The 14308-nt window shown below is 52.0% G+C and carries 6 protein-coding genes; 4 read left to right on the forward strand and 2 right to left on the reverse strand.

Features of this window, described 5'->3' with window-relative positions; all coding sequences use genetic code 11:
- The first annotated feature begins 55 nt into the window (after positions 1-55).
- The 4 genes from ACJJH9_RS09595 (at position 56) to ACJJH9_RS09610 (ending at position 11491) form a co-directional block, all read left to right on the forward strand.
- Entirely contained in the window at positions 56-1033 is a 978-nt protein-coding gene (locus ACJJH9_RS09595; RefSeq protein WP_444884900.1) for a universal stress protein, read from the forward strand.
- Positions 1030-9684, forward strand: a complete 8655-nt coding sequence (locus tag ACJJH9_RS09600; RefSeq protein ID WP_444925078.1) for a GH36-type glycosyl hydrolase domain-containing protein — start codon at positions 1030-1032, stop codon at positions 9682-9684. Before ACJJH9_RS09595 ends, ACJJH9_RS09600 begins: the two co-directional genes overlap by 4 nt.
- A 54-nt stretch (positions 9685-9738) precedes the next feature.
- A complete protein-coding gene (locus tag ACJJH9_RS09605) occupies positions 9739-10269 on the forward strand; it encodes a hypothetical protein (protein ID WP_444925079.1) in 531 nt (176 codons plus the stop codon).
- Between the two features lie 595 nt (positions 10270-10864).
- Positions 10865-11491 (forward strand): hypothetical protein, encoded by a 627-nt coding sequence (locus ACJJH9_RS09610; RefSeq protein WP_444925080.1) that lies wholly within the window; start codon positions 10865-10867, stop codon positions 11489-11491.
- A 92-nt stretch (positions 11492-11583) separates the two neighbouring features.
- Here ACJJH9_RS09610 and ACJJH9_RS09615 read toward each other — a convergent pair whose 3' ends face one another.
- Together ACJJH9_RS09615 and ACJJH9_RS09620 are read right to left on the reverse strand one after the other, a co-directional pair.
- On the reverse strand, positions 11584-12279 hold the full coding sequence (locus tag ACJJH9_RS09615; protein WP_444925081.1) for a hypothetical protein: 696 nt from the start codon (positions 12277-12279) through the stop codon (positions 11584-11586).
- Between the two features lie 589 nt (positions 12280-12868).
- Complete coding sequence (locus ACJJH9_RS09620) at positions 12869-14293, reverse strand: serine hydrolase domain-containing protein (protein WP_444925082.1); 1425 nt, start codon at positions 14291-14293, stop codon at positions 12869-12871.
- Positions 14294-14308 lie beyond the last annotated feature (15 nt).

Here is a 14308-nt window from a genome sequence, read left to right on the forward strand (position 1 = left end):
AAACCTTATGACATTTAGTGAAGATCCAGGCCGGGCCCCGGTAGGGAGTAATGAGATGCCGTTTAAACAAATCCTACTTCCTCTAGATGGCTCAGCTATCGCTGAAGAGGCCATCGCCCATGGAGTTATGCTGGCGCAGAACAGTGGTGCAAAAATTCACCTTCTTCATGTACAAAATTCTGAAGAGCAGAGCATAGATCCGGTGGACTGGCGGCTGCGCAGAGTAGAGCTGCGTAGCTACCTCAACCGTTTGGCTGAGCCCATTTCGGAGCAGGGTATTACTGTAAGCCAGTCTGTGGTGGAGGGGCGCCCAGCAGAGCAGATTGTAGAGTACTGCGATGAGGTCGATATCGATCTGATTGTACTCACTGCATACGGCAAGGGTGGCGTCAGCCGTTTCGATTTCGGCAGCACCGCCCAAAAGATTTTTAGTGGCTCTGGGCGGTCCTTCATCATAGTGCATCCGGGTTTAAAACCTCCGGCCCAGGAAAACATGGCTTACCGCCGTATTCTGGTCTCGATGGATGGTTCCTCTCATTCCGAGTGGGTTGCTTGCCAGGCGGCATCAATGATGCGTGGGCAAGAAATGGAAATGATTCTGCTGCAAGTGATTGCTGTGCCAGATATGCCCCGCAAAATGCCGATCACCCGCGAAGAACACGCCACACGGGAAAAGTTTGTCGAATGCAATCGACGCGCGGGTGAAGTCTACCTGGAGGAGATGGCTCGCCAATTGGAAAACGGCATCAAAGTGCGGCCCTTGCTGCTGGTTGCACAGAATGTCGCCGAGTGTATTTATGCCACTGCTGCGGAAGAGGATGTCGATCTGATTGCCATGAGCGCGCACGACTGGCAAACCGGTGAGCAACACGTAACGGGTACCGTCTGCCACTCCGTTATATCCCACAGTAACCTGCCGGTTCTGGTATTCCAGGATTTGCAGGAATCCCAATTACAGGCTCTGCGCGCTGACAACATAGCCTGCCAAATTCGCCACTCAACTCTTCCGGTAAGAAATGAAGCGCATCGATGAAATTGCGGTTTTGGAAAAAGCAGGGCGCTCGCCAGGGGTACAAGTTCTTTGTACATGCAAAGTCCGAGCAAAGCGGTACTCAATCTGGGAGTACCGCCCACGGGATTGGTAACAATTCGAACCGGGATAATGAACAGCAGCGCCTGGAAGACATAGCCGCGCTGGCCAAGCAGCACGCAAGTCCTGTCGGTACCGGTGGTGGCTACCGCTTGCGACTGCACTTGCGTCAGTTAGAAAAACATTTCGAGAAAATCTATCGGCATCTCGCCACTCGGGTAGAGGCGGGCGAAAAAAGTACTCGCAGTGAAGAGTGGCTACTAGATAACCGCCATGTGGTCCAGGAAGCCCTGCAGTTGGTATGTGAGTCCCTGCCGGTGAACTACTTAAAGCAGTTGCCACAAGTTTCTGCCGAAGACGGCAGTGTCGACCTGCGTTTGCATGTCCTTGCCGATGCATTGATCACCGATTTCTCCCAACCCGTAGATATTCAATCCATTCACCTGTTGGTTGAGCACTACCAGGAGGATGCTGTTTTAACCACCGGCGAACTCTGGGCACTGCCCGCACTTTTGCGCCTTTGCCTATTGGAGCACTTGGCGCAGCTGGCCGAGGATGCCCTGGGAGGACATACCGCTACAGAAGAGGAACTCAGCGTTGGCATTGCCAGCGGTATCATTAGCCTGCGAGAACTGCGCAGTTGTAACTGGCGGGATTTTGTTGAGTCCCTCAGCCGTGTAGAACATATATTGCGCAAAGACCCTGTAGACGCCTACCGCCGAATGGATTTTGAAACCCGCGATAGATACCGGGATGTGATAGAAAAGCTGGCGCGCGGCAGTGGCAAAACCGAGCAGCAGGTTGCCCAGTGCGTGGTGGAACTGAGCGGCGTACAGAAAACCGATAAGCGCACCCGGCATGTGGGATACTACCTGATAGATGAAGGGCGCCCACAGCTGGAAACCCTACTGGAATATCGCCCAGGCTTTCTGCAGCGCCTTCATTGGCAGCTATTGCACAAGGCATCCAGGGTATTCTTTTCCGGATTGGCTCTTTTCTCGATTCCACCGCTACTTGCCCTGGCTGTTTATCTACTCTGGAGCGGTGCTTCTATCATTTTGACGTTATTGGTACTGCTGGTTACCGCAGTGCCAGTGGTCGGTATGGCCCTGGCTCTGGTTAACGGTTTAATTACCCACTGCTTGCCCCCGCGCCTGCTAGCAAAACTGGATTTTGATAAGGGCATATCCAGTGAATACCGCACGGTTGTGGTTATGCCGGTACTATTTGCCGATGCGGAGGATATGCAAAGGATTCTCGAGTGTCTGGAAATCAATTTCCTCAACAACGGAGATAGGAATCTTGTTTACGCAGTTTTAAGTGATTTTGCAGACGCCGATACACAAAGTACCAGTGAGGACACAACATTATTAGAAATCGCCAAAGCATCTATTGAAGCCCTGAACGAACGCCACAGGGTCGATGAGGGCAGATCACCGTTTTTACTATTACATCGTGAGCGTCGCTGGAATGCCTTGGAAAACTGCTGGATGGGCTGGGAGCGCAAGCGCGGCAAACTGATCGAATTCAACCGACTATTGTCTGACAATGAGGAGCAAAGTTTTACCACTTGTTTTGGCGATCGCAAACAACTGCAAGGCATTCGCTATGTCATCACTCTCGATGCCGACAGCCAGATGCCACCAGACACCGCACGACGCCTCGTTGGTGCCATAGCGCACCCACTCAATCGCGCAGTGGTCAACAGCAGCACACAAAGAGTGGTAGCAGGTTATGGATTTTTACAGCCCCGGGTGGAAACCGACCCGGCTAGCTCTGATGGAACCCTATTCAGCCAGATTTTTGCCGGTGATCGCACCGTAGACCTCTACACCCACGCCGTCTCGGATGCCTACCAGGACCTGTTCGGCGAGGCGATATTTACCGGTAAAGGAATTTACGACCCGGAGGTTTTCTCCCAGACCCTGGCCGGGCATCTTCCAGAAAATGCCATCCTCAGCCACGATTTAATCGAAGGTGCCATCGGTGGGGTAGGGCTGCTGTCGGATGCAGTCTTCTACGAACAATACCCACCTAATGTTTTCGCCATGCTGCGCCGCTCGCACCGCTGGATTCGCGGTGATTGGCAGATACTTTCCTGGCTGGGCAAACGTGTACCGGTCGATAGCGGTGAACAAGTCGACAACCCTTTACCGACAATTCAGCGCTGGCAAATCGTCGATAATCTGCGACGCAGCCTGGAGGCCCCCTGCCTGTTGGCACTTTTTCTGCTGGCCTGGAGCGGTTGGCTACCGGGCCATGCCTGGGCTTGGACTTCGGCGCTACTTTTGTTGTCTTCCGCATCGGTATGGCAGGAATTACTATCGATGGTCTGGCGCAGCATCGCTGATCCCAGCCGCGCCCATCTTCATTTCCGGGGAGGGCCGGCGGTTCTACAGCAGCGCTTTTTACACTGGCTGCTATCGCTGGTTCTGCTCCCGGTGCAAGCGATTAACGCGTTGGATGCGATCGTACGCACACTCTATCGGCTGCGCGTTTCCCACCGCCATTTGTTGCAGTGGACATCAGCGGCACATGTGAATCGCTCTGTCAGCAGTGCACTGACTGCGTTTGGCAGTTGGCGTGCGATGTGGGTTTCCCCACTGATCGCTCTATTGGTAACTGCAGGCTTGGCTTATTGGGTTCCCGCCAGTCTCTTACCTGCAGCACCGTTTTTGTTGGCCTGGCTCTTTGCCCCCCAACTTCTTCACCATATCAATTTACCGCGAGAGCTGGAGCCATCAGTTCTAACAGAAGAGGACAAGCGCGAGTTGCGTTTGCTAAGCCGGCGAACCTGGTTTTTCTTCGAACACTTTATGGGGCCTGATGACCATTGGCTGCCGCCAGATAATTATCAGGAAGAACCCCTGGCGGTCCTGGCCCGGCGTACATCCCCCACCAATATCGGGCTGGGCTTGCTCTCTATTCTCAGCGCCTACGATTTTGGTTACGTTGATCTCAGCCTGCTATTAGCTCGACTCAACAACAGCTTCGACCGTATGCGCGGACTGGAGCGCTATCGCGGACACTTCCTCAACTGGTACGAAACCCGCGAACTACACCCGCTCAACCCCCGCTATGTCTCCACCGTGGATAGCGGCAACCTGGCCGGCAGCTTACTAACCCTGGCCTCCGGCCTGGAATCCCTGAAAAGTGAACCACTGAGTGGACGCCAGCTGGTACTGGGGATCACCGATACCCTCGATGCCATGGCAGAAACCCTGCAGCCGGTCGATACGGACTCCGCCCCCAACGAAATCCGTGAGATCAACGCGCAGCTAGCGCAGTTTCGCCAACGTTTACAAGCCGGCGCGGAGCACAATCGCTGGTGGCAAACCATCGACGATATCTATGAGAGAGATGTACCCTGGCTACAGAAGCAGATGCTGGCGCTGATCGAGGGTGACGAAAAAAATTTCAGCGCAGAGGATCTCGGTCGACTACGCCAATGGCTCGATGAACTGCACCGCCATGCGGTGGCCGCGAGGCGCTATCAGGAGGCGCTCGAACCCTGGCTGCGACTTATGCAGGTACCACCCAAAGTCTGCCGGGAGGGTGTGGAGCATGTCAGAAAAGCTTACCTCTCTCTCGCAGACACTTTGAAAATCCCGGTTTCTCTATCGACCATGCCAGACTTTTGTGATGCTGCGGAACAACAACTGCTGCAACTGCAAAAACACCTCGCTGCAGAACCACAAGAGCACGATGAAGCCGCCTCTTGGTGTGAAAAAATGCACAGCGCACTGGAAAGCGCACGGGAAAATGCCGCCAGTTATTGCCGAGACATCACCAGCCTTTCCACCAGGGCACTCAACTGGGTGGAAGAGATGGATTTCGCCTTCCTCTACGATCGCGATCAGCACCTATTTCATATCGGTTACAACATTACCGATGCTGCACTAGACGCCAACCACTACGATTTACTCGCCTCAGAATCTCGCCTAACCGGCTTCCTCGCTATTGCCAAAGGCGATGTACCGGCGCGCCACTGGCGCCACCTTGAGCGACCATTTCGGCACCTTCATCGCCGGGTGGTGTTGATGTCTTGGAGTGCGACCCTGTTTGAATATTTAATGCCGCGGCTGTTTATGGAAACGCCTGAGCATAGTTTGATAGGGCGGGCCTGTCGCAATGCCATTGAAGTGCATCGCAAGTTTACCGGCCGCTTCGAACTGCCCTGGGGTATCGCCGAATCCGGTTACTACGAACTGGACAGCCAATTGCACTACCAATACCGTGCCTTTGGAGTGCCAGGTATCGGTTTTCGTCGCGACCTCGGTGAACGCCTGGTTATAGCGCCTTATGCTTCCATGATGGCACTACCATTCGATGCCGCAGGGGTTATGGAGAACCTGCGCCAGCTTCGCGCCGAAGGTGGTTACGGCCAGTTCGGTTTGTATGAAGCGATTGACTACGGCCGTACGGCCAAAGCTATACCTCGACGCGCACGCACTGTGCGCTCCTATATGAGCCACCACCAGGGCATGATCCTGCTGGCCATTAATAACTACCTCCACGACGACATAATGCAACAACGCTTCCACAGCGATGTGCGCATTGCCGGCCTGACGCCACTACTGCACGAGCGCCTGCCCACCGCGCGGCCGGCCCTAAGACCCTGGCAGCAGCCGGGGCTACAGCGCAGTTTCCACGCCGAGGGAGCCCTGCAGAGCTGGTCTGCTCTTCCGGGGAGACCCTATCCGCAATACAACCTGCTCTCTAATGGCCACCACACCCTGCTGCTCGGAGCAGATGGTTCAGGTGGCAGCTATTGGCACAATCTTGCCCTGACACGCTGGCAGCCAGATCCGACCCAACACCAGGGCGGGCACTGGAATTATGTCCGCGATCTGGATAGCGACGAGCTATTTTCTGTGGGGCTGGCTCCCTGTGGCGGAGACGCCGGCCACTGTATGGCCAACTTCTCACCACAGGAAGTAGAGTTCCAGCGCCGTGAAGCGGAGTTATTCTGCCGCTTACACATTGCCCTCAGTTCCCAGCATGACTTAGAAGCTCGCCGACTGGTGATCAAAAATGAGAGCAATCGCAGCCGCCACCTGCTGCTGGCAGACTATACCGAGGTGGTGCTGGCGCCAGAACGCGATTACCAGCGTCATCCCGCCTTTGCCAAACTGTTTGTGGAGAGCCAGTACCTGTCCGATGAGCAGGTAATGCTCTATCGAAGGCGGCCTCGCAGCGGCGAGGAAAAACCGATCTATCTGGCCCACTGCGCATTGGTTTCTGCCGATGTAAGTCACCAGCTGGGCTGGGAAACCGACCGGGTACGTTTCCTCGGCCGCGGCGGGTCCCCGGCAAGGCCTCTGGCTCTGCAACGAGGCCTGGAAGGCTTCACGGGAACCACTGGCCCTGTATTAGACCCGGTAATTGCCTCAGCCCAGGAAATTTCTATTTCGCCTCATTCTGAAGTCGAAGTGATCTACCTGACTGGCGCCAGTAAATCACGCCGGGAGTTGTTGGCTGTATTGCGCTCTTATCGCTCGCGGCCCAAGGCACGCTGGGTATACGACCTGGCGCGAATGCAGTCTGAACAGGAATTACACAACCTGCGTATCCCCGCGGCAGATGTCTACTGGATGATGGAATTGCTCTCCGCTGTACTAGCTCCCTCCGGCGGGCTGCGCGCCTCTTCCCGAGTATTGGCCCGCAGTCATCATATTCAGCGTTGCCTGTGGAGCCGTGGCATCTCCGGAGATAACCCAATCCTGCTACTGCAGGTGCGCAGTGAGCAGGGCATTGATTTTGCCGAGCCTATTCTGCAAGCCCACACTCTCTGGAGCGGCCGCGGCCTGGCTATAGATCTGGTTATTGTCGATGAGGATTCCGCCGGTTATTCCCAGCAGACCCGCGACAGGTTACAGGAGATGATCGCCGATATTCGCGGTCGTACTATGCGCAAACTAAACGGCTCAGTGGTGATGGTGCCAGGCCAGGAGCTGCCAGAGTCTGATCGTATGGGCCTTTTGGCTGCAGCACGGGTATTACTCGATTCCTCAGCAGGGCCAGTGGCCACACAGCTGGAGAATAGTGCCACCGCACTACAGGCTCAGATGCAGCCACTGCCTCCTTTTGTACCGGTGCAATCTGCAGGTTATGTCCAGTTACCAACACCAGCCCTGCAACGCCCAAATGATCTTATATTTGATAATGGCCTGGGTGGTTTTTCAGCGGATGGGCGCGAGTACATCCTGCATCTACAAGCAGGCAAGACGGAAGAACCGGGCCAGCGCCCTCCAGCACCCTGGGTAAATATCATCGCTAATCCCAACTTCGGTTGTCTGGTATCCGAAGGGGGCTCCTGCTGTACCTGGAGCGGCAACAGTGGTGAACACCGGCTGACCGCCTGGAATAACGATCCGGTCCGCGACCCCAGTGGTGAAACCCTCTACCTACGCGATGAAGAGAGCGCTCAGGTTTGGTCTCCAACCCCAGCCCCGCGGCCCGCCGAGACCGACTACCAGGTAAGACATGGGGCAGGTTACACCGAGTATCGCCATAACAGCCACGGCCTTGAGCAGTCCTGGCGTATTACGGTCGATCGCACTGCTCCGGTGAAAATTGGCCGGCTGACACTGAAAAATGGCTGGAACAGGCCACGCCGCTTAACGGCCACCTACTACGTGGAGTGGGTAATGGGACTGACCCGCGGCAACAGTTGGGCTCATCAGGTCAGCGAGTTCATACCAGAAAGCAATACGTTATTGGCCCGCAACGCCTTTGTCCCGGATGCCAAACCCGGTGTCGCCTTCCTGACTGCCAGCCTGCCACCTCACGGTCTGACCACAGATCGGCATGAGTTTATTGGCAGTACCGGGAGCCCACAGGCACCGGAGGCACTGTTTCGGATTGGCCTCTCCGGGAAGGTGCAGTCTGGCGGCGACCCTTGCGCCGCTTATCAAGTCCACATTGATCTGGCTATCGGCGAAACCCAACACATTTATTTTGTGATGGGGGAGGGGATTGATCGTGCCCAGGCATTGGATTTGGCCGGTGAATTCCGGGATCCACAACGAGCCGCAAACTCCCAGGCCGAGTTCGAACAGTTTTGGGAGAATTATCTGGGCTCTGTTCAGGTGCGAGTGCCCGATAAGGCCACCGAGCTGATGGTAAACCGCTGGCTACCTTATCAAACCCTGGCCTGCCGCCTCTGGGGCCGCAGCGGCTTCTATCAATCCAGTGGTGCCTTTGGTTTCCGTGATCAGCTTCAGGATGTACAGGCACTGCTGTGGACCCATCCCGATTGGACCCGCCAACATATTTTGCGCACTGCCTCACGCCAGTTCCAGGATGGAGATGTACTGCACTGGTGGCATGAAAATCCCTTACGCGGTGTGCGCACCCGCTGCTCCGACGACTTACTGTGGCTGCCATTTGTCACGGCCCAATACATTCGCACCACGGGTGATTACCAAATCCTGGATGAACCGGTCAGCTATCTTGCCGGGGCACCACTGGGCAAAGATGAGCATGAGCGCTACGCCGAGTTTGAAAGCAGCGATGAATCCGGGTCACTTTACGAGCATTGCTGCCGCGCAATTGAGCGCGCCGGCGCCGTAGGGCCGCACGGGCTACCGGTAATCGGCAACGGCGACTGGAACGACGGCTTCAGCCGTATCAGTACCACCGGCCGCGGTGAGAGTGTATGGATGGGCTGGTTTTTACTGCGAGTTTGTCGGGATATGGCGCCCCTGTGCGACTACATCGGCGATTCTGCACTGGCGGAATATTACCGTCAGCTGGGAGAAAATTTCCGTCAGCAGGTAGAAGACAGCGGCTGGGACGGCGCCTGGTATCGGCGTGCTTATTACGATGACGGCACGCCGATTGGTTCTAAGGACAGCGATGAATGCAAAATTGACCTGATTGCACAAACCTGGTCGGTGCTATCCCAGCAGGAACCCACTGAGCGATCCCGCAAAGCGATGGAATCGGCCGACCAGCACCTGGTAAACGAGTGCGCTCGGCAAATACTGTTGCTTAAGCCACCGTTTAACAAAACCAAGAAGGACCCCGGCTATATCAAAGGTTATCCACCGGGAATTCGTGAAAACGGTGGCCAATACACCCACGCCGCCACATGGGCCGTCTGGGCCGCCGCCGGACTCGTCCAGAGCGAGCGGGCTTGGCATTACTTTAATTTGTTAAACCCAATTACCCACACCGATACCCTTGAAGGCGTAAAGCGCTATCGCACAGAGCCCTATGTATTAGCCGGCGATGTCTACGGCGTGGCCCCCCATGTGGGGCGCGGTGGCTGGACGTGGTATTCCGGAGCGTCCGGCTGGCTTTATCGCAGTGCACTAGAGGCATTACTTGGGGCAAAAATTCTCGACGGTAATCACTTGGTGATCGAACCCTGCCTACCGCAAACCTGGCATAACTATCACTTATCGCTGCGCTTTGGCAGCAGTCGCTATGAGATCGACATCAGTAATTGCGGTGGCTGTCCACGGGAGATTGATTCACTGACGCTGGATGGAGAAAGACTCACTTCAGGAGTCATTCCGTTAAAAGACGGCGGCCAGGAGCATCAGGTAGCTTTAGTATTCAAGCCTGTTTTTAATCCTCCCAACTAACATCTAAAATACTTCACTATTAAATTTTTCAGTGTGGTCAGCAGGTTGCCTTATATGGCTTCAAATACGATCAATACAAAATTTTTTCTCACGATTGCTTTTAGCGTTCTACTTATTTTGGTTACCCCCACCATAATAACGACAGTGATTTACTGGTTTATTGGTAGTGACTTCTCAAACAGGGCAAAATCTGATGCGGACCGACTTCTGGGAATAGGTAACTACTGTATTATTGCCCCACATAAAAGATCGGAGGCTGCATATTTTATCACCAACTTTAAATATGTAAATTTGAAGGAAGTTATAAAGCAGGCTGTATACTTCAAGTTATACTTGCCTTCACAAGAAGTTGGAAGTGGATTAGCCAGCGCAAGAAAACGAAATTACCACTTTGCTATTTATAATAGTGATGCCATGTATTATTGGAGCCTCAAGGAAAATAGGTTTATTAAATCTCCCGACTATGTGTATGTAGCTTTTCAGCAAATCCTGAAAGTCTACTCCATGTACAAGGGGAGGCCAGATATTTTGGGAAAGGGTGGCTTTTCGCAACCATCATGGGATTATTATGATTGCCCCCATTGAAAAGAAAGCATTATTGAACTTATCCCAGTTCTGACTGGGTCTAGCAGTTTTCGCTTTTTCATTGGTAGCACCAAGCCTTTCTTTGAAAATTTAGTGAACTTCGCTGTCTGAATACCACTCATGCTCTTAGTGTCATGATGAAGCGCCAACCGCCTCTGTAGTGATTTTTCTTTCCTTGCGAGTTTAGAAATTGGCAAGATTCCCAAAAGTCGCATTGATGATCCAGTGTTCCGAATCAATACTCGCCCAAGGAAGGTGTTAAATTACTTGAGTCCGCTGGTTTTTTTGGCGGGCAGACGTGTGTCACTTATGTTAGCAATCTAGGTAGCTCTTCATATTTAAAGCATGGGTTGGACTTCGCCATATAAACCAGGGGATTACTTACAAAGAACTTTTTGGCTGAAATCTAGTCAGATCTGGAACCTCGCAAGCCAACAGGTCAGATCTTTTCTTTTTGGGTGCTTGCCGAGGCATTCTACGGAAGTGATATTTAAGTCAGATGGAACTCCCGCCTCCCCCCTTAGTATATAAAGATAACGAAACATCAATTTCATGGCGCCTTTGGGTTTCCCTGGCGATAGCACTGAGTTTGCATATGGTTTTATTGACAATTCCAGATTCCGTGCCACCAGATAATCAGTTGAACAAGCAATCTACAATTAGGTTTATCTTAAAACATAAAAAACCGACTGCGAGCTCGCCAATAAACAGCCCAGACAGTGCAGGTAGGCCCAAAAGGTCTGTAACCACTACAAAACCGAAAGTAGGGCAGAATGAAGTATTGCCTGCAGCTTCAGCTACTGCAAAACCGCCCTCATCCGGAATTCAGCAAAAACATGAAGCCCCGAGTAGAGAAACAACCAGTGAACATAGAGACCTAGCAAATACTACTCAGCCCGAAAACTTATCGTCTCAAAAAGCCGTTACTTTAATGGTTCCCGCTGAATCTGGAGCAAAAAACAAAGCGGTGGTTTTTGATCCGAGGTTAAAGAGAGCTTTGGATCGAGAGAACAACAAAGTTCGCCAGCTTCAAACAAAAGATGCCCTCTACACAACAGCGACAGGCACCTTTGTTCAACTCGGTGATAAATGCTTTGACCTGAAAAATTTACCGGCTAGCAGTGATAGCGATCTGAACCCCTGGTTTAGAGCCAAATGTCCCAAGAACTCTATATCACAAGCGGATATTGATCGCCTCGCTGAAAAATATGGTATACCTTAGACACACAATCATTTGTGATGAATAGTATGAGCAAGGCCTCGTCCATACAGAGGAGACCTCACATAAGAATACAAACTAGCGTTTGAACAATCTCATGGGTGAATAAATTGGAGCCGAACTTTTTGCAGTCTTAGAAGGTTGGTAGCAGCATCAAACCTTACCCTTGCAAGGTAATAACAGCTTTGTGTATTAATCGGGCGGCTAGGGATGTTAATTGCGGTTGATCCATTAGCTGCATCAGTGCTCGTACTATTGACTACAAGCGTGAATGTTATTGCACCAGCGCCGAAGGCCGGTTGACAAACCTCAAATAGCATAGCTGCCATCGCAGAATTGGGGTCATTATCAGACCACCACCACCGAAAAAACTCCAAGGTTCCACCATTAGGTAGATCCCAAAATTGGGCATCGGCAAACCGCTCAGTGCCAAGCCGGCTCAGCTCAGTACCACCTCCTGCGGAATATAACCATTCCGACCCAGTAGTATCCTGTCGCCCAATAAATGACTTCGGCATAATTGGTGAATAGTCTGTGCTCCCTGTGGGGAATAGCCCCTCTTGGGAATCAGGATTACCTGATGCATATAAGGGAAAATCAAATGGCCTTTCTGGGTCAAGCCCTTCAGCTACATATACATTAGACGCCGCGCTATCAAAACCCATGGCTTCAAGTGCCGCCGGATTAGTAATTAGATTATCTTTATTGCCCGCAATTACCATCTGTGAAGCCGCTGTGAAACTGACAAGTGTGGCGAGGGTAAATTTAAGCCACCGGTAGGACATCTTCATATGAATTCTCCAAAATTAGTATCGAAATTATTATCAAAATTCCCAATAATGAGTAAATTCTGAGCATCCTTAACGACGTAAGGGTAAGGTATGTAATTAGTAGAGAAATGAATTTCTGCAAGTAATCTCAACACAAAGGCGGAAAAACCTCTCAGAAACGCCCCTCAAAACTTATTGAGAAATCCCAAGTGTATACATAAATAAATTCAATCGATTCAGTACACAGCTCACCAGGAGGTATTGATCTAATTAAATTTATAAGATCAAAAATGGAAACACCAGGTCACCCATTTTAAGAGATAAACTTACCTCCTAAAATGAGCCCAGATGATTTTGTACTGGGGCTTTCAACTATTTCCCATGTGACCACCTGAAACCACAAAAACTTGAATTCTCTTTTGCTAATGTTGGATTATGTTAACAATTGGTGATCGTCGGCCGCTATGTAATTCGTTCTTGTCAATTCCATCCCAGTCACGAAGTATAAAAACTATGTGTTCTTACTGTACGTTGAGTGGGCAGGGGCCTTCTTAATAATAAAGAGAAGAGAGAAGAGAGAAGAGTTTAAGCTCTTCTCTGGACTTCCAAGTTAAGGTACACGCTTGTAGATATAGGTTTTGTCATCTTGGCGGAGGGTCAGCGAAACAACAGGGCCCACATCGGCGCCTTCAAATTCGATAGTTAGCCCTGGTACCATCTTAGATGCATATAGTGTGGATGATTGCGGCCGAATGACGAACTCTCCGTATCCCGCTGAAACAATAAGGCCCGTATAGCCACGACTAATCTCGATGACATCGTCCTTAGCCTGCTCATAGCGTCCGATCGCCCTTAAAAGAACTTTCTCAGGTAAAGTAATGAAATCTGGGGTAGGGACGATCTTAGTAGATACTGTTTGCTGGGGGTTCAAAAAATGGTGGCCGATATCGTCTAATCCTTCGCCACTCGCAGCATCCGCCAAGGCAACAATACCGGCTCTCCGCGCTGGGTTAAAGCCCATAAATGTGCGTGATCCATCGCTGCTGCCGTTAGACCAATAATAGGTTTCGCCATGGGTAGTCGTTCTGCGCCAACCCAGGGCCATGCGAGTGATATCACTGCCTCCAGGCCTATCGACCGACAACATCAAACGCGAGGCAGCCACCAAATCCTTAGGGCCCTGGCCGTTGGTGAACAAGTCGAGAAGAGTGAGGAGATCGTTGGCAGTAGAGCGCAAACCACCAGCCGGTGCGAGCACACCATCACTAGTGGGGCCAATCGGGCTGAGGTAAAAGTCATGGCCTTGAGCGCGTCGTGCAGCCTTTCTCGGGTCATCCTCTAAAGTAGTGTCACTCAACCCCAGTGGCTCTGTTACACGCTCTCGCAATATCTCTGCAAAAGAGCGGCCTGACTTCAAAGCAATGCCTTGACCTAAAAGTCCAAAAGCCAGGTTTGAATAGTTAAATTGAGAGCCTGGACTAGTTTGCAGATGGTAGCTTGGTAAGCTGCCATAGAGCTGTTCAAAGGAATAACCTGCATATTTATTCGGCGCATCGGGTACCGATGTAGCAAGGTTGTTAGGCCTAAGCGGCAATGCAGCACCATGTGTAGCCAGGTCGGTGAGGGTGATTTGTCGTCCTTTAAAAGTTGGAGCCTTTACTCCGTCTGGTACGTAATCCCGAAGTGGATCGTCGAGCCTTACGCGCTTATGTACGACTTCAACAGCTAATAGCAGGGCGGTAAAAATCTTAGTTAGCGAGGCAACTTCAAAAATGGTATCACCGCCTAGCTGGTAGTCATCTTTGGCTTCAGGGTCCCGAACGGTAATGATGCGACGACCAGAGGGCTTCAGGGTGCCTGTAACCGCGGCATGTGCCCCATGCTGCTTAAGAATACGATGACGTACAAGACGTTGGAGCTCGTCTACACCTTTCGCTGTATTATTTGATAAAGCGTCTAACGCAAAGAGTGGCTGGGGCAGGGTGTATGCGATGGCAGCCCCCAAAAAAACTTTAGAAAAATCACGTCGATCCATGGCGGTCAGTACCTA

The organism is Microbulbifer mixtoriginis (SeqCode) (assembly GCF_052466715.1).

Bases quoted from the DNA above. Each gene is read 5' to 3' on its own strand.
- ACJJH9_RS09595 (WP_444884900.1), top strand. From the start codon at position 56: ATGCCGTTTAAACAAATCCTACTTCCTCTAGATGGCTCAGCTATCGCT.
- ACJJH9_RS09600 (WP_444925078.1), top strand. From the start codon at position 1,030: ATGAAATTGCGGTTTTGGAAAAAGCAGGGCGCTCGCCAGGGGTACAAG.
- ACJJH9_RS09605 (WP_444925079.1), top strand. From the start codon at position 9,739: ATGGCTTCAAATACGATCAATACAAAATTTTTTCTCACGATTGCTTTT.
- ACJJH9_RS09610 (WP_444925080.1), top strand. From the start codon at position 10,865: ATGGTTTTATTGACAATTCCAGATTCCGTGCCACCAGATAATCAGTTG.
- ACJJH9_RS09615 (WP_444925081.1), bottom strand. From the start codon at position 12,279: ATGAAGATGTCCTACCGGTGGCTTAAATTTACCCTCGCCACACTTGTC.
- ACJJH9_RS09620 (WP_444925082.1), bottom strand. From the start codon at position 14,293: ATGGATCGACGTGATTTTTCTAAAGTTTTTTTGGGGGCTGCCATCGCA.